Here is a 21108-nt window from a genome sequence, read left to right on the forward strand (position 1 = left end):
GCATCGCAAGCGTGCGCCACGCCATGCCATCTTGCGTTATAAGCACACAAAATAATTTTCATGCAATATCGCAAGGCGCGCCGACAGAATCAGGCCTCGGCCAGCGGCAGGCGCACCTCCACCAGCAAGCCCAGGCCGCCATTGCCTCTGTGCAACTGAATCGTGCCGCCATGCTGTTGCACGACGGAAGCGACGATGGACAAGCCCAGGCCGCTGCCCGGCTGCACCTGCTGCGGCGCGCGGAAAAAGCGGTCGAATACGCGTTCATACAGCGCCGGCGCGATGCCCGGCCCCTGGTCGGCCACATGCAACACGGCCTGGCCCCGCTCCGCATGCAGCGACACCGTCACGCTGCTGCCGCGCGGGCTGTACTTGATGGCGTTTTCCACCAGATTGTCGATCAGCGAGACCAGACTCTCGCGCTGCCCGGGCACGCTGAGCGAAACGCTGGCTTGCAATTCGAGCTCGATATCGCCCGCCTGGGCCAGTCCGGACAGGGCCGCCAGGCGATCCTGCAGCAAGGTATCGAGCGCCTGGCGCCGCGGCAACTCGCCCCCGCCCGCCTGCACTTCGCTGCGCGTCAGTTGCAGCAACTGACCCACCAGGCGCGCGGCCCGGTTGCCGCTGTTCAAGATACCGTCCAGCAACTCTTGCTGGCGTGCATCATGCGCCTGTCCCTGCAAGGCCTCGACATTCACGCGCATGGCCGCCAGCGGCGTACGCAGCTCATGCGTGGCGTCGGCGATGAAGCTGCGTTCGCGCGCGGCACTGGCATCGACCCGCTGCAGCAGGGCATTGATATTGTCGACCAGCGCCGCCAGTTCGCCATGCGGCGGCTTGAACGTCAGCGGACGCAAATCCTGCGGCCCGCGCGCCGCCACCTCCTGCGCCACCTTGCGCCACGGGCGCATGGCAAGGCGGATCGACAGCCAGGCCGGCACCAGCAGGAACGGCAGGCTGATCAGCAACGGCAGCAGGTAGTAGCCGCGTGAATTGATCGTGATGAAAAATTGCCAGGCGCCGCCCACTTCCAGCACGGTCACGCGGGTGGCCCCTTCGGCAAGGCTGCGGCTGCGCCAGGCCTGGCCCTTGACGTACACCACTTCCATCTGTTCCGGGCCGGCGCTGCGGATGCCGCTGGGCGCACTCGGCGACTTGTAGACCAACTTGCCCTCGCGCCAGACCAGGATGCGCGGCGCCAGTTCCGGCACCTTCCCCATTTCAAACTCTTCGCGCAAGGCTTCGTCGATGGCGCGCAAGCTTTGCTCCTGGCGCACGGGCTGGTCGGCCAGGTTGTCGGTCACGCTGATAATGGCGTGCAAGACCCCGCGGGTCACATTGCTCGCTTCGCTCGTGCCCTCGAACAGCACATACGCCACGGCCAGGCTCCACAGCACGGTCAGCATCAGCATTTGCGCCATCATCAGGCGGCGCACCAGGGTGGGCCGGCGCAGCATGGCCCAGAAACGGCCCATCATGCGCCGGCACCCGGCGGGACGGATGTCTCGCCCTGCTGGTCGATGACATAGCCGACGCCGCGCACGGTACGGATATACCCCTCGCCTATCTTGCGGCGCAAGTTACCCATATGCACATCCAGGGTATTGCTGGCATTGGCCAGCCCGCCTGGCAGGATATGCTCTTCCAGCACGCGGCGCGTGATGACCCGGTTGGCGCGCATCAGCAAGGTCTTCAGCAGGGCATATTCACTGGCGGTGAGTTCCACGGGCCGTCCATGCACGCTGACCCTGCGCGTGGGCACCTGCAGCAGCAGGCCGCGCAACTCGATGGTGTCGCCATCGAAACCGTAGCTGCGGCGTGCCAGAGCGCGCACGCGCGACAGCAGCTCGGCCAGCACGAAGGGCTTCACCAGATAATCGTCGGCGCCGCCGTCCAGGCCCCGCAAGCGCTGCTCCAGCGTATCGCGGGCGCTGAGGATCAGCACCGGCAGGCGCGCCGCGCGCAGCCGGGCCAGCAAATCGAGGCCATCGCCGTCGGGCAAGCCCAGGTCCAGCAGCACCAGTTCGCAACTGTCGTGCTCGATGCTGCGCGCCGCATCCTCCAGGCTGCGCACCCAGACCACTTGCATGCCCTGGTCGCGCAGGGCGATCCGCACGCCATTGCCCAGGTCCATATCGTCTTCAATCAGCAGTATCTTCATGGTGAGTATTAAACCACCGCAAGCTGAAGAATGGGTAAAGAAGCGTTCTTCATCCAATCTTAATAAAAGGCTCATTTTTCCTTCATGGCAAGGATGGATACTGTCGGCAGTCAATCGAGCCACTCCGGACTCGGTTCTCCACCTGACGGAAAATTCCATGCACGCACCCACAACCCTGCTGACCGCGCTGGCACTCGCCAGCGGCATGATCCTCAACCCGCTGGCCGCCGCCGCGGCCGAACCGGCCCCGCAAAATGTCTTCACCATCGGCGGCGGCGTCGCTGCCGTGTCCAGCTATTCCGGCGCCGACAAGCTGTCGGCCTCGCCCCTGATCATCCTCGATTACGCCATGGCCAATGGCCTGTTCTTCAGCACTTCGCGCGGCATCGGCTATGGCGGCCAGGCCGGCCCCTTCAGCTATAGCGCTGCATTGGGCTACCGCGGCAACCGCGAAGACCACAAGCGCAATGGCGCCAATGGCTGGGGCGGCAGCGACTACCTGAAGGGCATGGGCGAAGTCAAGGGCAACGCCAGCGCCCTGCTCAGCGCGGGCTATTCGCCCTTGCCGGGCCTGTCGCTGAGCGTGTCGAGCGACATTCCCCTGTCGAACCGCGAAAATGGCGCGAATGTGCATTTCGGCGCGGCGGGCCAGATCTACAGCCGGACCGATGCCAAGGGCGCGCAGCAGGACAGCGTGACCATCGGCGGGCAGCTGGGCTGGGGCGAGCGCAAGTACGTGCAGACCATGTATGGCGTGACGGCCACCCAGGCCGCGAACACCTCGTTCAAGCAATACACGCCCAAGGGCGGTTTCTATGAAGCACAGGCCACCATCAACTGGGAGCACCGCTTCGATGCGCGCTGGGGCATCAATACCCTGGTCGGCGTCGAGAGCCGCCTGGGCGACGCGGCCAAGAGCCCCATCGTGCAGCGCAAGACCTCCCCGGTCGGCGCCGTGTACGTCACCTACCGCTATTAAAACCGTGACGGCATAAGGGAAACCCGTACGCTGTTTCGCCAATTTACAGAGGGGAATCGCATGGATAAGATGACATGGTTTTCCCACTATGGCCATCCCTTCCATGCATGCATCGCGCCTTGCTCCGCAACGTCACCGCGCCCCGGACAGCGCCGCGGGCACGGGCGGCAAGCCGGGCCAGGATACCTTGCTGCTGCTCTTGCCCGTCAAGCGCGCCAGCGACATCATCTACGGTGCGCGCTACGCCCGGCGCCTGCAGGAATGGGGTATCCAGGTCAGCGTCAGCCTGCTGCACGTGACACCGGCGCCAGCGCGCCGGGCCGATGGCTTGCCCCAGCACAACGCCGGCGAATGCCATGCGCTGGACCCGGCCACGCAGCACATGATGCACGAGGCGGGACTGTACCTGAGCCGCTCTCAACTCGCCTTCAATACCCATATTTTTGCCGGCGAGCTGCTGTTTACGATCCTCGATACTGCTGAACTGCTCGGTTGCCACGAAATCGTCCTGCCGGCCCTGCGTCATAGTCCCTGGCAGCGTCGTTTTTCCGGTGCGCTCGCGCGCAAGCTGGCGCGCGCTACGCGCAGCGCCACGGTATTGCTGGCCGACACCGACGGCATGAGCGGGCCGCCGCCGGCCTGAAGCGCCGCCAGCACCCCGCGTCCGGCCCATCCACATTCACATGAAAACTCTTTGATGACACAAGCTATTACCCTGCATGCGGGCCTGAGCAATATGCCGCCAGGCATGTCCCGCATGCGCGAGCTGCTCAAGCTGCAATTGCGGGCGCAACTGCAGCGCCGCCAGACGCGCATCTGGCTGCAGCTGCTCAATTCCCACCCCGTGTTCCAGGACTTGCTGCAAGCCTATCCGCGCCTGATGCACAAGGTGTACCGCCCTTACCTGAGCACGAACCTGTCGTGCCGTCAGCGCGTCGCCTTGCTGGTCGAACACTATCATTTCATCCTGCAGCAGGGCTGGGGCAAGTTGATGACGCAGGCGGCGCGCGCGCCGGTGCGGCTGGGCACCGTGCCGGGAAAATCGGGCGCGCCCTACCACCTGCAGCTGTGCTCGCTACAACCGATGGACCGCGAAGGCGAGATGGTCCTGCAACTGGCGCACGGCGATGACGTGATCTACTCGGTCGCGTTTAGCTTTTTCGGTTCCCGCGCGCGCGCCAGCATGAGCGTGGGCATCGGTTGCATCCAGGGCCCGCGCGGCGCGGAAGGCTTGCGCCGCGTGCGCGAAGCCACGCGCGACCTGCATGGCATGCGCCCCAAGGCCCTGATGGTGCGATTGGTGCGCCAGCTGGGACATGAACATGGCTGCCGTAACATGGTGCTTGTAGGCAACGTCAACCGCGCCGTCCATCATTCCGCCAAAAAGGGGCGTTTGTTCGCCGACTACAATGCCCTTTGGCAAGAACTCGGCGCTCAGGCACGCACGGATGGCGATTTTGAGTTGCCATGCGAAAACTTGCCCCTGCCTGCCCTGGAAGACATTCCCTCGAAAAAGCGCTCGGAAGCACGTAAACGCCACGAACTGACGCTGGCCATGATCAGCAGCCTGCGTAACGGCCTCGACGCCCATCGCAGCCCGGTGCAGCTCGCCACGGCAGGCGCTGCGGCAGCCGCCAACGAAGTACGGCAAGCGGTCGATCTGGATGACGACGACTACGCTTCCGCTATCGCCTGAGTCCCCCGGCCACTGCACGATGCCCCGCCCCCGCATCGTTGTTTGCCATCGCTGCCGCACCGCCGCCCCTCCTGCAACACACGCTTCAACCCATGCACGGCTCAATCCTGTTACGCTAGCACTATCGGCATGCACTGCGGTGCGCCGGTTCCCCCAACGCTTACTAGGAGGCAAGTCATGCGCGTAGACATCTACCGCCGGGCCGAGCACGACGGCATTTTTTCCTACCTCGCCGTGCCGGAAGGAAAGCTCATTCCGGAAGAAGTTACCAATACCGACTGGCAGCTGGAAGTACGCGCCAGCGAAGTGGCTGACGATGCCGAGATCTTGCCCAACTACCATATCGAACAGCCGCACCAGCAGATCGCCGCCAAGGGCTATGCGATCACGGGCCTGAAAGACATGTAAACGAAAAAAGCCAAACCAGCATGTCTGCGGTTTGGCTTTGTTGCATACGCCGGGCGGTACCGGTCAGTATTCGACCGCCACTTCTTGCGCACCCAGCATTTGCTCCAGCGCCATCTGCAATTCATCCGATGGCGCCACTTTCCATTCGTCCCCGAACTGCAGCACGCAACTGACGCCTTGCGGGCTGACCTTGGCGGCGATCGGCAGTCCGTCCGCAGCCCGGTGCGGCATGATCACGTCGCTGATGCGCTTCATGTCCAGCGTCGTGGGCAGAGTCAAGCCCAGCTGGCGGCCATACTGCACGCGCGCGGAGATGATGTCGAAGGCGCTCTCGGCCGTGATGCGCAAGCCGCCCGAAAAGCGGTCTTCCGACACCTTGCCCACGACGGCGAGGAATTCATCTTCCTTGAAGATTTTCCGGTTGGAATCGAACAATTCGCCGTACACCGTCACTTCCACCGTGCCGCTCTTGTCGTCGAGCGTGACGATGAGGATCTTGCCGCGCTGCGTCATCTGCGTGCGCAAGCCCGTGATGACGCCCGCCATCATGCGCGGTTCGCGCGACGGCGACAGTTCCGACAGTTTCGTGCGGGCAAAACGACGTGCCTCGGGCGCATACGAATCGAACAGGTGGCCGGACAGGTAAAAGCCCAGCGCGATCTTTTCTTCCGTCAGGCGCTGTTTGTCCGTCCATACGGGCACCTTGACGTACTCGGGCGGCGCCACCATGTCGCTGTCGTCGCCGCCGAACAGGCTCACCTGGTTCGCCGCCTTGGCCGCCTGGTCGGCGCATTCCATGGCGAACGCCACGGACGCGAGCAGGATGGCGCGGTCGACCTTCAGGCAATCGAAGGCACCGCTGCGAATCAGGGATTCGATGGTGCGGCGGTTGATTTGCTTTTTATCAACGCGCTTGCAGAAATCAAACAGGCTGGTGAATGGCCCGCCCGCCTCGCGCGCGGCGATGATGGCTTCGATGGCGTTCTGGCCCGAGCCCTTCACGGCACCCAGGCCATAGCGGATCTGCGTGACTTTCTTGCCGCTCACGGATGGCGCCGCACCGCTCGGCATGAAGCGGTAATCGGATTCATTGATATCCGGCGGCAACAAGGTCAGCTTGCAGATTTCCAGCGAGTCTTCCACCAGGATCTTGATCTTGTCGGTGTCGTCCATGGCCAGCGACAAGTTGGCTGCCATGAAGGCGGCCGTGTGGTGCGCTTTCAGGTAAGCCGTGTGGTATGACAGCAAGGCGTAGGCGGCGGCGTGCGATTTGTTGAAACCGTAGCCGGCGAACTTTTCCATCAAGTCGAAGATCTCGTCGGCCTTTTCCGCCGTCAAACCATCTTTCGCCGCACCGGCGCGGAAGATCTCGCGGTGCTCGGCCATCTCTTCGGCTTTCTTTTTACCCATGGCGCGGCGCAGCATGTCAGCGCCGCCCAGCGAGTAGCCGCCGACGATCTGCGCCATCTGCATCACCTGCTCCTGATACACCATGATGCCGTAGGTTTCGGACAGAATCGATTCCGTGCGCGGATCGGGATAATCGAAGCGTTCGCCGTGCTTGCGCTTGCAAAAATCCGGAATCAGGTCCATCGGGCCCGGACGGTACAGCGCCACCAGCGCGATAATGTCCTCGAAACGGTCGGGACGGGCATCTTTCAGCATGCCCTGCATGCCGCGCGACTCCAGCTGGAACACGGCCACGGTCTTGGCCTTGGTCAACAAGTCGTATGATGGCTTGTCGTTCAGCGGCAAGGTGGCCAGATCGAAATTGGCTTGCGCCGGATCAAGCTGCTTGATGTAGCGCACGGCGCGATCGAGAATCGTCAGCGTGGTCAGACCCAAAAAGTCGAACTTCACGAGGCCGACGGCTTCCACGTCGTCCTTGTCGTACTGCGACACGACGCCGGAATCGCCGCCCTGCGTGTACAGCGGGCAGAAATCCGTCAGCTTGCCCGGAGCGATCAGCACGCCCCCCGCGTGCATGCCGATATTGCGCGTGATGCCTTCGACTTGCTGCGCCAGGTCCAGCAACTGCTTGACCTCTTCCTCGTTTTCCAGGCGTTCCTTGAGCAGCGGTTCTTCCTCGATGGCGTCGGCGATCGACACGGGTTTGCCGGGCTTGAACGGGATCAGCTTGGAGATGCCGTCGCAGAAGTTATAGCCGAAGTCCATCACGCGGCCCACGTCGCGGATCGCGCCCTTGGCCGCCATGGTACCGAAGGTGGCGATCTGCGAGACAGCCTCCTTGCCATACAAATCCTTGACGTGCTGGATGACTCTGTCGCGCCCTTCTTGACAAAAGTCAATATCGAAGTCGGGCATCGAGACGCGTTCGGGATTCAGGAAGCGCTCGAACAGCAGGTTGTATTGCAATGGATCAAGATCGGTAATCAGCAACGAATACGCCACCAGCGAACCCGCGCCCGAACCGCGGCCCGGGCCGACGGGCACGCCGTTTTCCTTGGCCCACTGGATAAACTCGGCCACGATCAGGAAGTAGCCGGGGAATTTCATGTTGCAGATCGTGTCCGTCTCGAATTTCAGGCGCGACTCGTAGCGCGGGCGCTCCTTTTCACGCCGCTCGGGATCGGGATACAGCTGTAATAAACGTTTTTCCAGGCCCGCCTGCGATTCGGCGACGAGGAACTGATCGATCGTCATGCCTTCGGGCGTGGGGAAATTCGGCAATTGCGGCTTGCCTAGGGTCAAGGTCAAATTGCAGCGCTTGGCGATTTCCACGGAATTGGCCAGCGCGGCCGGCAAGTCGGCGAACAATTCCGCCATGTCGGCCTGCGACAGGAAGCGCTGGCTGTCATTGAAGCGCTTTACCCGCTTGGCATTGGCCAGCATTTCGCCTTCGGCGATACAGGTGCGGGCTTCGTGGGCAATAAATTCCTCTGGAGAAATAAATTGCACGGGATGCGTGGCCACCACGGGCAAGCCCAGCTTGGCTGCCAGCGCCACCGCATGGCGCACCTGCGCTTCCTGGTTGGCTTGGCCGCCGCGCTGAATTTCAACATAGAAATGGCCGGGGAAAATCTCGGCCCAGCGTTGCGCATTGCGCTCGGCCAGCGCCAGGTTGCCATTCTCGATGGCCGTGCCAACATCGCCGAAGTGCGCGCCCGACAGGACGATCAAGCCATTGGCCGCGCTTTCGCCCGGATACAGCTCATAGGTATTCGTCGCCAGCGCCTGCAGCCATTCGATGCGCAGCTCGGCGCGGCCCTTGTACTGATTCGTCAGCCAGGCCGTCGACAGCAATTCGCACAGTTGCAGATAGCCCATGCGGTTCTTCGCCAGCAGCAGCAGCCGCGACGGCTTTTCGCGGTTGTCGTCATTCGTGATCCACACGTCGACGCCGACGATGGGCTTGATGCCCTTGCCGCGCGCTTCCTTGTAGAACTTGACCATGCCAAACAGGTTCGACAGGTCGGTGACGGCCAGCGCCACCTGCTTGTCCTTCGCCGCCGCCTTGACCACGTCGTCGATGCGCACCAGGCCATCGACGATCGAGTACTCCGAGTGCACGCGCAAATGGACGAAGGCAGGGCCGGGCTGCATCGCTTGCTGTGAACCTGCCGGAACGCCGGCCTCTTGCATTACCATTTCCATCCTGTGTACCGTTTCGTGCAAAATTCAATGGGGTCTATTCTACCGCGTCGCGGCCCCGGACCGGCGGTGCGCCCCCCCTATTGCGGGCAAGAAATTCCTGCCGTGCACAGCCCGCCGGCACGGCAAAACGTGGCTGGCCGGGTATCCCGCCAGGCCTGTCGGGCTTATAATATCGGCTGTTCAGTCTAAGCCGATCGCCATCATGCAAGCCATCACCCCAGCAACACCCGCCGTTTCCGCCGCCGTCAGCCCGTCCGCCACCACGTTTGTCAATATCGCCGCGTATAAATTCATTACGCTCGACGATACGGAAGCCATGCGTCCCTTGTATCAGGAGCAATGCCTGGCGCTGGAACTGAAGGGAACGATCCTGCTGACGCCGGAAGGCATCAACATGTTCCTGTCGGGCACGCGCGAGCATATCGATGCCTTCCTCGCCTGGGTCCGCAGCGACGCGCGTCTGGCCGATCTGGAATGGAAGGAAAGCTTGTCGAACGAACAATCGCACAAGCGCATGCTGGTCAAGCTGAAAAAAGAAATCATCACCATGCGCATGCCGCTGATCAAGCCGGAACTGGGCCGCGCCCCGTCCGTCGACGCGCATACGCTCAAGCGCTGGCTCGACGCCGGCGTCGACGATGCGGGCAAACCCGTGGTCATGATGGAAACGCGCAACGCCTTTGAAGTGGACGTGGGTACGTTCAACAACACGCTTGATTACCGCATCGACAAGTTCACGGAATTCCCGGCCGTGGCTGCCGCCCACAAGGATGAGCTGGAAGGCAAGACCGTCGTCACCTTCTGCACGGGCGGCATCCGCTGCGAAAAGGCCGCCATCCACATGAAGGAAATCGGCTATGACAGCGTGTACCAGCTCGACGGCGGCATCCTGAAATACTTCGAAGAGGTCGGCGGGGAGCACTACACGGGGGACTGCTTCGTCTTCGATTACCGCACGGCGCTGAACCCGAAACTGGAACCGACGGAAACCGTGCAATGCTTCGTCTGCCGCGCCGTCGTCACGCCGCGCCAGCAGCTGGCGCCGGAATATGTGTATGAAGTGTCATGCCCGCATTGCTACGGCAAGAAAATCGTTCAATAACGTCAGCCCAAAATCATTGTGAAGAAATGTGTGGCTTGGTGGCCACACATGACGCAGCACGCCTAACCTGACGCTCCAAGACATTGCAGTCAGCACCCTGAAATGGTTGCCATGCAATGTTTAGATAGAGAATCTTTTAACATCATTACATATTCCACCACATACACGTCCGACTCTCGCGCCAAACGCAAGCAAATGTAACAACATTGGATTTGCTTGGAGCTTTAATAAACACTGTTCGTCTCCACAATAATAATTGCCGTTTGGATATTTTTAATATCAGGCATTATTGCGTGCTTTATTTCACATTCTTTCCGATCCACCTGTAACCGGACGGTGTCCGTTGAAGCGATGCATACATGGCAATTCCATGTGTTCTGAATTATAATCAAGAGCTAATTGTTTTTTGTCGCATGGGAAATTTTAGATGATTTTGGTAACAGGAGAGCCGAAGTTTATTATTTTATAATTTCACTTCATGCAGACTCGGCTTGCACGGAACGATGAACCAGCAACTGATGTGATAAGCACGCTTGCTCGGAAAGCTTGCTCGGAAAATTAGCGCAATAGGTATCCAGTCTACCGAGCTATTTTTCCAGCCGGTTTTCTATTCATGACGCCCGGCGTTGCGAAAATTACCATACCAAAAAACAACGCTACGCGATCAGGCCATGGGCCGGCGAGTTAGTGACAAGCATCAAGGTATCAACTTGAGCGATGCGGAAAAGCAGGGACAAGAGCAGACATGGTAGCGTGTGGCCTGACCTGTACACCGAACTTATACTTTGCCACCAGGCACTGCGCTGGCCGATCAGTTGTACGGGCGCCAGCCCGCAAACCAATGAGGCAGGCAAATTTAATTCGTTCAATAGGAATAATAAAAATGAAAGCAGTCATTCTTGCGGGTGGCCTCGGCACCCGGATCTCCGAAGAGACCCACACCAAACCCAAGCCCATGATTGAAATTGGCGGCAAGCCAATTTTGTGGCATATCATGAAAAGCTATTCAAGCCATGGCATCAACGACTTTGTGATTTGCTGCGGTTACAAGGGCTATGTCATCAAGGAATATTTCGCGAATTATTTCCTGCACACGTCGGACGTGACGTTCGATATGCAGAATAATCAGATGGAAGTGCATGCGCGCAATGCCGAGCCGTGGAAAGTGACGCTGGTCGACACGGGCGACGAGACCATGACCGGCGGGCGTCTGAAGCGTGTCCAGCCCTACCTGGAAGGCGAAGAGGCATTCTGTTTCACCTACGGCGATGGCGTGAGCGATGTCAACATTACAGAATCGATCGCCTTCCACAAGGCGCACGGCAAGCTCGCCACCCTGACTGCGACCCAGCCGCCCGGCCGCTTTGGCGCGCTGAATCTGGATGGCAACAAGATCAACAGTTTCCAGGAAAAACCGCAAGGCGATGGCGCCTGGATCAACGGCGGCTATTTCGTGCTGTCGCCGCAAGTCATCGACTATATCGCCGAAGACAGCACCGTGTGGGAAAAGGCGCCGATGGAGCGCCTGGCGCGGGAAGGCGAAATGCATGCCTTCTTCCATCATGGCTTCTGGCAACCGATGGATACCCTGCGCGACAAGGTGCATCTGGAAGAACTGTGGCAATCGGGCAAGGCCCCCTGGAAGGCGGCTTGATGAATCCCGCATTCTGGCAAGGAAAACGTGTTTTCCTCACCGGCCATACCGGCTTCAAGGGTGGCTGGCTGAGCCTGTGGCTGCAGCAGCTTGGCGCCGACGTGACCGGCTATGCGCTGGCGGCACCGACCACCCCCAGCCTGTTTGAGGTCGCCGACGTGGCCAGTGGCATGCAGTCGATCATCGGTGACGTGCGCGATGGCGACGCAGTCAAGCGCGCCATGGCCGCTGCGCGCCCGGACATCGTCATTCACATGGCCGCCCAGCCACTGGTGCGCTACTCATACGCCAATCCGGTGGAAACGTATTCCACCAACGTCATGGGCGTGGTGCATGTGCTCGAAGCCGTGCGCGCCACGCCTGGCGTGCGTGCGGTGGTGAACGTCACCAGCGACAAGTGCTATGAAAACCGCGAATGGCCGTGGGGCTACCGCGAAAACGAGGCCATGGGCGGCTACGATCCCTACAGCAACAGCAAGGGCTGCGCCGAACTGGTGACAGCCGGCTACCGCAGTTCCTTCTTCCATGCCGACAAATACGCCGAACACGGCGTGGCTCTGGGCAGCGGCCGCGCCGGCAACGTCATCGGCGGCGGCGACTGGGCGCTGGATCGCCTGATCCCGGATATGCTGCGCGCGATCGGCGCCGGCGAGCCGGTAATGATCCGCAATCCCCATGCAATCCGCCCGTGGCAGCATGTGCTCGAGCCGCTCAGCGGCTATCTGACCCTGGCGGAAAAGTTGTATACGGCAGGCCCCATGCATGCCGAAGGCTGGAACTTCGGTCCGCACGATACCGACGCCAAGCCCGTCGAATGGATCATCGAGCGCATGACGCAAGAATGGGGCGCGGGCGCCTCCTGGTCGCTCGATGGCCAGGATCATCCGCATGAAGCGACCTATCTGAAGCTCGATTGTTCCAAGGCACGCGGCCAGCTGGGCTGGCATCCGCGCTGGGACATCGGCCAGACCATCGCCAAGATCGTCGAATGGCATAAGGCCTGCGACCAAGGCGCGGACATGCGGGCAATGACGCTGGCGCAAATCGCCACCTATCAAAATACCTGATTAATTACCTAATAAATTGAAGGCTGTATCATGAGCGAACAACTGACCCAACAACAAATCCGCGAGCAGATCGCTGCCCTGGTGGCGCAATACGGCGCACTGGCCAGCGTGCCGAAATCCTTCGAGCCGGGCGTGACGGTGATTCCACCGGCCGGCAAAGTCGTCGGCGCCCCCGAGATGGGCCTGATGGTCGAAGCCTCGCTCGACGCCTGGCTGACCACGGGGCGTTTCAATGACGAATTCGAACAGCGCCTGGCCAAGTTCATCGGCGTCGAATTCCTGATCACGGTGAACTCCGGCTCGTCGGCCAACCTGGTGGCCTTCTCGGCGCTGACGTCGCCGAAACTCGGCGCGCGCGCCATCCAGCCCGGTGACGAAGTCATCGGCGTGGCGGCTGGTTTCCCGACCACCGTCAATCCGATTTTGCAATATGGTGCGGTACCCGTCTTCGTCGACGTGGAACTGGGCACCTACAATATTGACGCCAGCAAAATCGAAGCGGCCATCACGGACAAGACCAAGGCCATCATGCTGGCCCATACCCTGGGCAATCCGTTCAACCTGGAAGTCATCGTCGCGCTGTGCAAAAAGTACAATCTGTGGCTGGTGGAAGATTGCTGCGACGCCCTGGGTGCCACGTACAACGGCCAGATGTGCGGCACCTTCGGCGATATCGGCACCATGAGTTTCTACCCTGCGCACCACATCACCATGGGTGAGGGCGGCGCGGTGTTCACTAACAATCCGGAACTGAAAGCGATTGCCGAATCGTTCCGCGACTGGGGCCGCGACTGCTATTGCGCGCCAGGCAAGGACAACACCTGCGGCCAGCGCTTCTGCTGCAAGCTGGGCACGTTGCCGGACGGCTATGACCACAAGTACACCTACAGCCACCTGGGCTACAACCTGAAGATTACCGACATGCAGGCCGCTTGCGGCCTGGCGCAGATGGACCGCGCAGCCGGTTTCGTGCAGGCGCGCAAGGACAATTTCAACTACATGAAAAATGGCCTGCAGAGCTGTGCGGAGTTCCTGATCCTGCCGGAAGCGACGCCGAACTCGGATCCCTCGTGGTTCGGTTTCCCGATCACCCTGCGTCCGGAAGCGAACGTGGACCGTGTCAGCCTGCTGACTTTCCTGGACCAGCACAAGATCGGTACGCGTCTGCTGTTTGCCGGCAACCTGACGCGCCAGCCGTACATGATCGGGCGTAACTACCGTGTCTCGGGCGAGCTGACGAATACCGACCGCATCATGCACGACACGCTGTGGATCGGCGTCTTCCCAGGCTTGACCCGCGAAATGATGGACTTCTCGATCAGCAAGATCGAAGAATTCTTTGGCGTGAATTTCTAAATCATATTATGAAACTACTGAAAGAACTCCTTCCCGCCTGTTTTTTGCTTGAGCCTAGCCACTTTGAAGATGCGCGAGGCACTTTTGTTAAAACCTATCATGAAGGCATCTGTAAAAGTTTAGGCGCCAATCTGGATATCCAGGAGGAGTTCTATTCTATTTCACGCAAGGACGTCATTCGCGGCATGCACTTTCAGCTGCCGCCGCACGATCACGACAAGCTGGTTTACTGTACCCGCGGCACCGTCCGCGATGTACTGTTAGACCTGCGAAAAGGACCCGGCTACGGCAAAGTGGCATCCGTCGACCTGTCTGGAGAAAATGGGCTGATGGTCTTTATTCCCAAGGGAGTAGCTCATGGTTTTGTTGCGCTGACAGAGGAAGCGTTGATGCTGTACAAGACCAGCACGGTGCACACGCCGTCTGCCGACTGCGGCATACGCTGGGACAGCTTCGGGTTCGATTGGCAAGTGACAGCACCGATCATGTCGGCGCGCGATGAGCAGCACGGCGCCTTTGCCGATTTCATTTCTCCGTTTTAGTAGGATATATTCCGTGAAAGTATTTCTTACTGGCGCTACCGGTTTTATAGGCAGTCAGCTGGTCAAACGTCTGCTCGCCGATAATCACGAGGTTGCCATCCTGGTACGCCAGCATTCCGATCTCAGCGTATTGCAGGATGCCTTGCCAAAGATTAGCGTGCATATCCATGATGGCAGCTATTCCACCTTATATGCGGCATTGGAGCAAACTCGGCCAGACGTCGTGTGCCACGTTGCCTCCTTGTTCCTGGCACAGCACAAGCCGGAAGATGTGAACCGCCTGATCGAGTCAAATCTCGGCATGCCGACGCAGTTGCTTGAGGCTATGCAACAGTTGGGCTTGCGTCGCCTGATTAATACCGGCACGTCCTGGCAGCACTTCGAGGACGCGGTATACAATCCCGTTAACCTGTATGCGGCCACCAAGCAAGCATTTGAGGACTTGCTGGCCTACTATGTATCCGCGCACGGTTTTCAAGCCATCACACTGAAGCTGTTCGACACTTACGGCCCCGGCGATACTCGCGCAAAACTGTTCAGCTTGTTGCGCAAGACAGCCCGCAGCGGCGTCAACCTGCGCATGTCGCCGGGAGAGCAACTGCTCGACCTCGTGTACATCGATGACGTACTCGATGCCTACCTCCTGGCCATGCAGCGCCTCCCCTCAATTGGCGCAGCGGAATGCTATGCCGTCAGCAACCCTGATCGTCTGACCTTGAAAGATCTGGTGCGGGTCTATGGCGCCGTCGTAGGCAAAGACCTGCAGATCGAATGGGGCGGCCTTCCCTACCGTCCACGTGAAACCATGCAACCAAGTACGCGCCAACCTCGCCTGCCAGGCTGGCAGCCGCAAATTACGTTGCAACAGGGGATCGCGCGCATGGAAGCCGACACGCTCATCGACGGCTTGCTTGCCGGACCAGGTAAATGAAAAAAGACATGCTCTGGGGCTATCTGTCTCAGTTTTTGCAGTATGGAGCAGCTTTGCTGGTTCTGCCACTATTGCTGAGAAAACTGAGCAGTGCCGAGCTGGGCATCTGGTACGTCTTCATGACGATATCGGCGCTGGTGACGATGCTCGACCTCGGATTCACGCCCACGCTGGCGCGCAATGTCAGTTATGTCCTGGGCGGCGCGAAACGCCTGCTCAAGGATGGTTTCGAAGTGCTGAGCACACCATCCCCAGTCGACTATAGCCTGTTCAATGCCATCATTCATGCGGCACGGCGCATCTTCATGGTATTGGCCGGCTGCGCCTTCCTGTTGCTGGCCACCCTGGGTAGCTGGTACATCGTGCATGTATCGCAAGGGCAGATCGCCACGCAAGCGGTATTGCTTGCCTGGGGTGTGTTTGTTGTCGCTACGGTTATCAATCTGTATTACAAATACTATACGCCATTACTGCAAGGACGCGGCCTGTATGCCGCCTTCTATAAATCGAGTGCCCTGTCCAATCTCGGTTTCGTGATTGTGACAGCCATACTCTTGCAATGCGGACTGACCTTAGTGGCAGTGGCGCTGGGATACCTTGCTTCGGCACTCATTGGACGCTGGCTCAGCTGGTATTATTTTCACGACCAGTCTTTCCAGGCAGCCCTGCGTCAGGCGCCGCATTCCAGCATCTCCACGCGGGATATTTTCGGTATTCTCTGGCATAACGCATGGCGCATGGGCCTGGGGGTCATCGGCGCCTTCCTGATACTAAGGGCCAATACGCTGCTGTCGTCCGCTTATCTGGGCCTGGCCACCACCGCCGCTTATGCACTGACGCTGCAGGTCTATTCCGTCTTGCAAAACATGTCGATGGTTCTGTTCAATATCCAGCAACCCAAACTTGCGCAATACCGTGTCGCGAATGAACCAGGGCGCCTGCGTCACACCATACAGCTCGGCATCGGTTGTGCACTCGGGATCTTTCTCTGTGGCGCGATCATCCTGGTGTGTTTTGGCCCGACCATGATCAAATGGATCGGCGGTCAAACCGGGCTGCTGGCATTGCCACTGCTGATTTGGGTCGGGATCATGGTTCTGCTGGAATTGAACCACTCGCTGGCAGCCAGCGTCATTGTCACAGGTAACCGTGTGCCATTTGTCAAACCTGCGCTCGTTTCCGGGCTGGCTATTGTCACGCTCTCATGGCTAGGCCTGCGTTTGGGAGGGATGGGCCTGACGTGGCTCATAGCAAGTCAATTTACGGTACAACTCGTCTATAACAATTGGAAATGGCCATACATGGTCTGGCTCGAACTGTATCGCAATAAAGCGTCGCCTGCCACCTCCTCGCCCCATCAAATGAAAGTGTAACGTTTGAACATTCTCGATATTGAAGACCAGTTTGCCATTTGTGCAGATCGTCCTTCGTCACTCATCATTGATGGAGGCAAGCGCCTCATGCCGACACTGTCCATCATGATCCCGACCTATCGCCGCCCGGACATGCTGGCGCAGGCGATTCGCTCGGTACTGGCCCAGGCAAGCGATATTGACTTCGAAATCGTCGTCGTGGATAACGACCATTCGATGAGCGAACAAGTTGACGAACTGATTCGTCAATTTGCAGATGATCGCCTGCGCCTGTTCCGCAACAGCGAAAATCTGGGCATGTTCGGCAATTGGAACCGCTGTATTGAACTGGCGCGCAGTGAATGGATTTCCATTTTGAATGACGATGATTTACTGCATCCGGATTTTGTCGCTGAAATGTTCTCGGTGCTGAAAAAAGATCCTTCGATCAGCCTGCTATACTGCCGCTCCATTTTTATGGATGCCCGTGGCAGTCTTAACCAGCAGCTCAAAAACAGAATCAAACAAGGTCTGAAAAATATCAAGAATACATGGTTTTTGCCGCAGTTGAGCCGCATCCCGATTTCCCACGTCTATATGGATGCGCCATCGAGCGCCCTTGGCCTGATTTTCAAACGTAGTCACGCCATGCAAATTGGTGGCTACAAGGCGTCTGCCTTTCCCAGTTCAGACTATGTATTTTTCACGATGTATTTCCTGAATTTCGGTGCAAGCAGACTGAACAAGACCCTGGCGTATTATCGCATTCACGAAAACGAAACCGCCAATCCCGCCACCGGCGAAGGGTTTATTGCAAAAAACATACAATTGCGTAGGGCGCTGGAAAAACACGTCGATGTACCACCATCGCTGCTACGTCAGTATGCTCAGTTCTATGCATTGGTCACGATAAAACAATATAAAAACTTCTGGAATATAGACCTTGATCTCCCCCGTCTGCGCCGGGAACATGGCTTGAGCAAACTGCCAGCCACGCCATTTTTCCACCTAAGCAGACTTGTATTGCGCCTGTGCTTTCTCTTTTCTCGGAAAAAATAATTGAATTTGAATTCGAATTCAACAACATGATTCAATAATATTTTTATGACAAAAATAAATACACCGAAGAAGAAGATACTCATTGCCGCGTACGCCATCTCACCGTATTCAGGCTCCGAATTTGGCGTAGGATGGAATTTCGTTTCCAAGCTGAGCGCGTTTTACGACATTACCGTGCTGTACGGAACGTCCGGTGTCTGCATGGGAAATCATGAGGCGATGCTTCAATATCGCCAAAGCAATCCAGACGATGGCGTCAACTATGTGTATGTCGAGCCGAACCGATTAGTGCGTTTGTTCGACTGGATGAACCGTTCGATCACCCCCCTGTTCTTTTCATTTTCTTACATGTTGTGGCAACGCCAGGTACTAGCCACCGCAAGAAAAATGCAGGCAAATGAAAATTACAGCCTCGTGCACCAACTGAACACGATAGGATTTCGGCATCCGGGTTTTCTGTGGAAACTCGATCTCCCCTTTGTCTGGGGGCCGGTCGGTGGAAGTTCGAACTTGAACGATATATTTTTCCCTATATTAGGTAAAGGAAACTTTCTTCGGCACAAGTTAAGAAACTGGACAAATAGCTACTTCCTGCAATACTCGGCACGCGTCAAAAATGCGGCAATGGCAGCAAAGGCAATTTTTTCGGCTACCTCGGCTGATCGCGATAATCTCCAGCATTTTCTGCATGTGGATTGCCAGATCATTCGTGAAAACTCGCTCTTGAATCTACGGGAGACGATCAAGCCGACAGGTGCAGAGGTGCAATTTGTCTGGGCGGGCCGCATCGACGAACTCAAGGCCCTGAACCTCGTGCTGAGCGCCCTGGCGCACTTGTCCGGACGACAGGACTGGCGCTTGCACGTCATCGGTGACGGACCGTGCAAAGCAGTGCTGCAGGCCCAATCCACGGCGCTGAAACTCGATGAGCGGATCATGTGGCATGGACAGGTGCCGCGCGAGCAGGTGCTCGACATCATGCGTGAAGCCGATGTCCACGTCATGCCGTCTATGATGGACAGCAATCCCACCGTATTGCTGGAAGCGTTTGAAATGAGTTTGCCCAGTATCGCGCTCGACCAGTTTGGCGCACGTGACCTGATAACAGCAGAAACTGGCTTCAAGGTAACGCTCAACACTGTAGAGGGCATCATTGAGCAGATGGCGGACCACATGGCATTTTGTCTGAACAATCATGCAGCGCTCGATCACATGAAAACCAATGTCCTGCAGCGCCAGGCGGAACTGCACTGGGATGTGACAATACGTCAGGTGCGCGACATTTATGAAAAGGTGACGCATGAGTGATTTTTTTTCAACGCTGGCGTCACGCGCAAGAAAAGAGAAATTCGCCATCGATCCGGACGTTCCCAAGGCCTATCTGCTGCGTTTTTTCGCTGGCAAGGTCATTGACCTCTTGCGCGGCATTCTCGTGTTTCGACGCCTGAACGCGCGCATTTTTGTCGGCAGGAAGACAGCGATTTTGTGTACCTCGAAAATCCGTACCGGCCGCTTCATCAAATTTGCATCCGAATGCCATGTGGATGCCCTGTCGCGCGATGGAATTCATCTGGGGAATAATTTTTCCCTGGGACGTGGTGCATCCATTGAATGCACAGGATCGCTGGCAACCCTGGGCAAGGGGTTTTCTGCAGGAAATAATGTCGGAATTGGTTCCTTCAGCTTCCTGGGCTGTGCGGGCGGCATCAGCATCGGTGATGACACCATACTGGGTAATTTTGTCAGCATGCATTCTGAAAATCACAATTTTGAGGACAGCGGCGTCCCCATCCGTCTGCAAGGCGTCACTCAGCAAGGCATACGCGTAGGGAGCAACTGCTGGATCGGCGCCAAGGCCACCATCCTGGACGGTGCCGAGATTGGCGACAATACCGTGATTGCCGCCGGTGCGGTCGTCACTGCGGGGAAGTATGAAGGCAACGCCGTATATGGCGGCATTCCGGCACGTAAATTAAAATCACTTATCGCATGACGCACATACCTCCCGTCTCCTCAGCGGAGTCCGTAAAAATCGACCTGGTGTTCTGCCATTTGCTCAATGACGCATCCGGCAGTCCGCGGGTACTGCGAGGTACCATCCGGGCATTGGTTGACGATCCCGCTCGCGCGATGCTCTTTGTTGGCTCCCAGGGCCGTGGCGTCCTGGAAACGTGCGGCATTCCCCTCAGCCGATATTGGTACCACCGTTCGCGGTTGCGTATCATTACTCTCTGCAATCTGCTACTCAGCCAGATATTTCTGCTGTTCTCCTTGCTCTGCCAACGCAACATCGCCAAGGATGCTGTGATTTATGTGAATACCCTGCTGCCTTTCGGTGGAGCGCTATATGGCAAGCTCACCGGGCGCAAGGTCATCTATCATGTCCATGAAATATCCATAGAACCCAAGCCCTTGCGTCTGTTGCTCTGCACGATCGCGCGCATGTGTTCGGCCTACAATATTTATGTGTCGAAGTCGCACGCGGAAGCCTTGCCTATCGCCGACGTGCCGGCCGTGCAAATCTACAATACGCTCGACGCGGACTTCACGGCTGTCGCGGCGCAAGCCAGCTATCAACCGCGTCACGATGGCATCTTTACGATACTGATGCTGGCATCGCTGCGCGATTACAAGGGTGTGCCGGAAATGGTGGCGCTGGCCGCCGCGCTGGCCGGCCGCAAAGACGTGCAATTTGAATTGGTGGTCAACGACGATCAGGCGGCCATCACGCAATATTTTGCCCATATGCCGATAACGCCCAATCTGCGCGTATATCCTCGCACCGACAATCCCGCCATGTTTTATCAGCGCGCTGGCATGCTGCTCAACCTCTCGCGCGTGGATAGCTGGATTGAAACCTTCGGACTCACGGTGCTGGAAGGCATGGCTTTTGGCCTACCCGTGCTTGTACCACCATTGGGCGGGCCGGCAGAGCTGGTCAACGACATGCAGGAAGGATTTCTGGTCGACTCACGTGACTTTGCACTGTTAAAACAAAGAACGCTGGCCCTTGCAGACGATACCGCCCTGTGCCATGCCATGTCGAAAGCGGCACGCGCCAGGGCCGAGAACTTTTCACAAGAGAAGTTTTCCCAGGCGCTCAGGGGGCTCGTGGGGATGCTGAGATGATGCGACCAATACACTTGCCTTCACTGTAAAGACGTGCTCCATCCAATATCACGGGAA

Annotated in this window: 18 protein-coding genes; 15 read left to right on the forward strand and 3 right to left on the reverse strand. The window is 58.3% G+C overall.

The window, feature by feature from the left end; genetic code table 11:
• Positions 1-89: 89 nt before the first annotated feature.
• Together O3300_RS12265 and O3300_RS12270 are read right to left on the reverse strand one after the other, a co-directional pair.
• Entirely contained in the window at positions 90-1478 is a 1389-nt protein-coding gene (locus tag O3300_RS12265; RefSeq protein WP_305053052.1) for an ATP-binding protein, read from the reverse strand.
• Positions 1475-2161, reverse strand: a complete 687-nt coding sequence (locus O3300_RS12270; protein ID WP_289911354.1) for a response regulator — start codon at positions 2159-2161, stop codon at positions 1475-1477. Before O3300_RS12270 ends, O3300_RS12265 begins: the two co-directional genes overlap by 4 nt.
• Before the next feature lie 157 nt (positions 2162-2318).
• Here O3300_RS12270 and O3300_RS12275 point away from each other — a divergent pair, with 157 nt between their 5' ends.
• The 4 genes from O3300_RS12275 to O3300_RS12290 all read left to right on the forward strand — a co-directional run bounded on the left by O3300_RS12275 (position 2319) and on the right by O3300_RS12290 (position 5244).
• Positions 2319-3140: a MipA/OmpV family protein gene (locus O3300_RS12275; protein WP_289898810.1), complete on the forward strand. Its 822-nt coding sequence runs from the start codon at positions 2319-2321 to the stop codon at positions 3138-3140.
• Positions 3141-3228: 88 nt separating this feature from the next.
• The gene (locus O3300_RS12280; RefSeq protein WP_099666675.1) at positions 3229-3783 is read left to right on the forward strand and encodes a universal stress protein; all 555 of its coding nucleotides are present in this window, start codon (positions 3229-3231) and stop codon (positions 3781-3783) included.
• 54 nt (positions 3784-3837) lie between these two features.
• Complete coding sequence (locus O3300_RS12285; RefSeq protein WP_305053053.1) at positions 3838-4836, forward strand: VirK/YbjX family protein; 999 nt, start codon at positions 3838-3840, stop codon at positions 4834-4836.
• A 177-nt stretch (positions 4837-5013) separates the two neighbouring features.
• Entirely contained in the window at positions 5014-5244 is a 231-nt protein-coding gene (locus O3300_RS12290; protein WP_092713976.1) for a DUF6139 family protein, read from the forward strand.
• 63 nt (positions 5245-5307) lie between these two features.
• Here the strand turns inward: O3300_RS12290 and dnaE are convergent, their stop codons facing one another.
• Positions 5308-8808: a DNA polymerase III subunit alpha gene (dnaE, locus tag O3300_RS12295; protein ID WP_305053054.1), complete on the reverse strand. Its 3501-nt coding sequence runs from the start codon at positions 8806-8808 to the stop codon at positions 5308-5310.
• A 253-nt stretch (positions 8809-9061) separates the two neighbouring features.
• Between dnaE and O3300_RS12300 the strand changes: the two genes are divergently transcribed.
• The 11 genes from O3300_RS12300 to O3300_RS12350 all read left to right on the forward strand — a co-directional run bounded on the left by O3300_RS12300 (position 9062) and on the right by O3300_RS12350 (position 21051).
• Positions 9062-9961, forward strand: coding sequence for a sulfurtransferase (locus tag O3300_RS12300; protein ID WP_305053055.1), 900 nt, complete (start codon positions 9062-9064; stop codon positions 9959-9961).
• Positions 9962-10844: 883 nt separating this feature from the next.
• Positions 10845-11615: a glucose-1-phosphate cytidylyltransferase gene (gene rfbF, locus O3300_RS12305; RefSeq protein ID WP_099666671.1), complete on the forward strand. Its 771-nt coding sequence runs from the start codon at positions 10845-10847 to the stop codon at positions 11613-11615.
• Complete coding sequence (gene rfbG / locus O3300_RS12310) at positions 11615-12682, forward strand: CDP-glucose 4,6-dehydratase (RefSeq protein WP_305053154.1); 1068 nt, start codon at positions 11615-11617, stop codon at positions 12680-12682. Before rfbF ends, rfbG begins: the two co-directional genes overlap by 1 nt.
• Positions 12683-12712: 30 nt before the next feature.
• Positions 12713-14038: a lipopolysaccharide biosynthesis protein RfbH gene (rfbH, locus tag O3300_RS12315; RefSeq protein WP_305053056.1), complete on the forward strand. Its 1326-nt coding sequence runs from the start codon at positions 12713-12715 to the stop codon at positions 14036-14038.
• Between the two features lie 8 nt (positions 14039-14046).
• Positions 14047-14580: a dTDP-4-dehydrorhamnose 3,5-epimerase family protein gene (locus tag O3300_RS12320; protein WP_305053057.1), complete on the forward strand. Its 534-nt coding sequence runs from the start codon at positions 14047-14049 to the stop codon at positions 14578-14580.
• A 13-nt stretch (positions 14581-14593) separates the two neighbouring features.
• Positions 14594-15511: an NAD(P)-dependent oxidoreductase gene (locus O3300_RS12325; protein ID WP_305053058.1), complete on the forward strand. Its 918-nt coding sequence runs from the start codon at positions 14594-14596 to the stop codon at positions 15509-15511.
• The gene (gene wzx / locus O3300_RS12330) at positions 15508-16884 is read left to right on the forward strand and encodes an O-unit flippase-like protein (RefSeq protein ID WP_305053059.1); all 1377 of its coding nucleotides are present in this window, start codon (positions 15508-15510) and stop codon (positions 16882-16884) included. Before O3300_RS12325 ends, wzx begins: the two co-directional genes overlap by 4 nt.
• A 3-nt stretch (positions 16885-16887) precedes the next feature.
• Positions 16888-17922 carry a glycosyltransferase family 2 protein gene (locus O3300_RS12335; protein WP_289898817.1) on the forward strand — a complete coding sequence of 345 codons (1035 nt, stop codon included), beginning with the start codon at positions 16888-16890 and terminating at the stop codon, positions 17920-17922.
• A 45-nt stretch (positions 17923-17967) separates the two neighbouring features.
• A complete protein-coding gene (locus O3300_RS12340; RefSeq protein ID WP_305053060.1) occupies positions 17968-19230 on the forward strand; it encodes a glycosyltransferase family 4 protein in 1263 nt (420 codons plus the stop codon).
• On the forward strand, positions 19223-19915 hold the full coding sequence (locus O3300_RS12345) for an acyltransferase (protein WP_251351713.1): 693 nt from the start codon (positions 19223-19225) through the stop codon (positions 19913-19915). Before O3300_RS12340 ends, O3300_RS12345 begins: the two co-directional genes overlap by 8 nt.
• The gene (locus O3300_RS12350) at positions 19912-21051 is read left to right on the forward strand and encodes a glycosyltransferase family 4 protein (protein ID WP_305053061.1); all 1140 of its coding nucleotides are present in this window, start codon (positions 19912-19914) and stop codon (positions 21049-21051) included. The genes O3300_RS12345 and O3300_RS12350 overlap by 4 nt, the downstream gene beginning before the upstream one ends.
• The last annotated feature ends 57 nt before the right edge of the window (positions 21052-21108 follow it).

Origin of the sequence: Janthinobacterium sp. SUN206 (assembly GCF_030587305.1) — a bacterium.
Classification (GTDB): domain Bacteria; phylum Pseudomonadota; class Gammaproteobacteria; order Burkholderiales; family Burkholderiaceae_D; genus Janthinobacterium; species Janthinobacterium kumbetense.

Excerpts from the sequence above, each read along its gene's own strand:
- O3300_RS12280 (WP_099666675.1), top strand. The coding sequence starts at position 3,229 with ATGGCCATCCCTTCCATGCATGCATCGCGCCTTGCTCCGCAACGTCAC.
- rfbH (WP_305053056.1), top strand. The coding sequence starts at position 12,713 with ATGAGCGAACAACTGACCCAACAACAAATCCGCGAGCAGATCGCTGCC.
- O3300_RS12290 (WP_092713976.1), top strand. The coding sequence starts at position 5,014 with ATGCGCGTAGACATCTACCGCCGGGCCGAGCACGACGGCATTTTTTCC.
- wzx (WP_305053059.1), top strand. The coding sequence starts at position 15,508 with ATGAAAAAAGACATGCTCTGGGGCTATCTGTCTCAGTTTTTGCAGTAT.
- O3300_RS12345 (WP_251351713.1), top strand. The coding sequence starts at position 19,223 with ATGAGTGATTTTTTTTCAACGCTGGCGTCACGCGCAAGAAAAGAGAAA.
- rfbF (WP_099666671.1), top strand. The coding sequence starts at position 10,845 with ATGAAAGCAGTCATTCTTGCGGGTGGCCTCGGCACCCGGATCTCCGAA.
- O3300_RS12285 (WP_305053053.1), top strand. The coding sequence starts at position 3,838 with ATGACACAAGCTATTACCCTGCATGCGGGCCTGAGCAATATGCCGCCA.
- O3300_RS12275 (WP_289898810.1), top strand. The coding sequence starts at position 2,319 with ATGCACGCACCCACAACCCTGCTGACCGCGCTGGCACTCGCCAGCGGC.
- O3300_RS12320 (WP_305053057.1), top strand. The coding sequence starts at position 14,047 with ATGAAACTACTGAAAGAACTCCTTCCCGCCTGTTTTTTGCTTGAGCCT.
- O3300_RS12270 (WP_289911354.1), bottom strand. The coding sequence starts at position 2,161 with ATGAAGATACTGCTGATTGAAGACGATATGGACCTGGGCAATGGCGTG.
- dnaE (WP_305053054.1), bottom strand. The coding sequence starts at position 8,808 with ATGCAGCCCGGCCCTGCCTTCGTCCATTTGCGCGTGCACTCGGAGTAC.
- rfbG (WP_305053154.1), top strand. The coding sequence starts at position 11,615 with ATGAATCCCGCATTCTGGCAAGGAAAACGTGTTTTCCTCACCGGCCAT.
- O3300_RS12265 (WP_305053052.1), bottom strand. The coding sequence starts at position 1,478 with ATGATGGGCCGTTTCTGGGCCATGCTGCGCCGGCCCACCCTGGTGCGC.
- O3300_RS12300 (WP_305053055.1), top strand. The coding sequence starts at position 9,062 with ATGCAAGCCATCACCCCAGCAACACCCGCCGTTTCCGCCGCCGTCAGC.
- O3300_RS12340 (WP_305053060.1), top strand. The coding sequence starts at position 17,968 with ATGACAAAAATAAATACACCGAAGAAGAAGATACTCATTGCCGCGTAC.
- O3300_RS12350 (WP_305053061.1), top strand. The coding sequence starts at position 19,912 with ATGACGCACATACCTCCCGTCTCCTCAGCGGAGTCCGTAAAAATCGAC.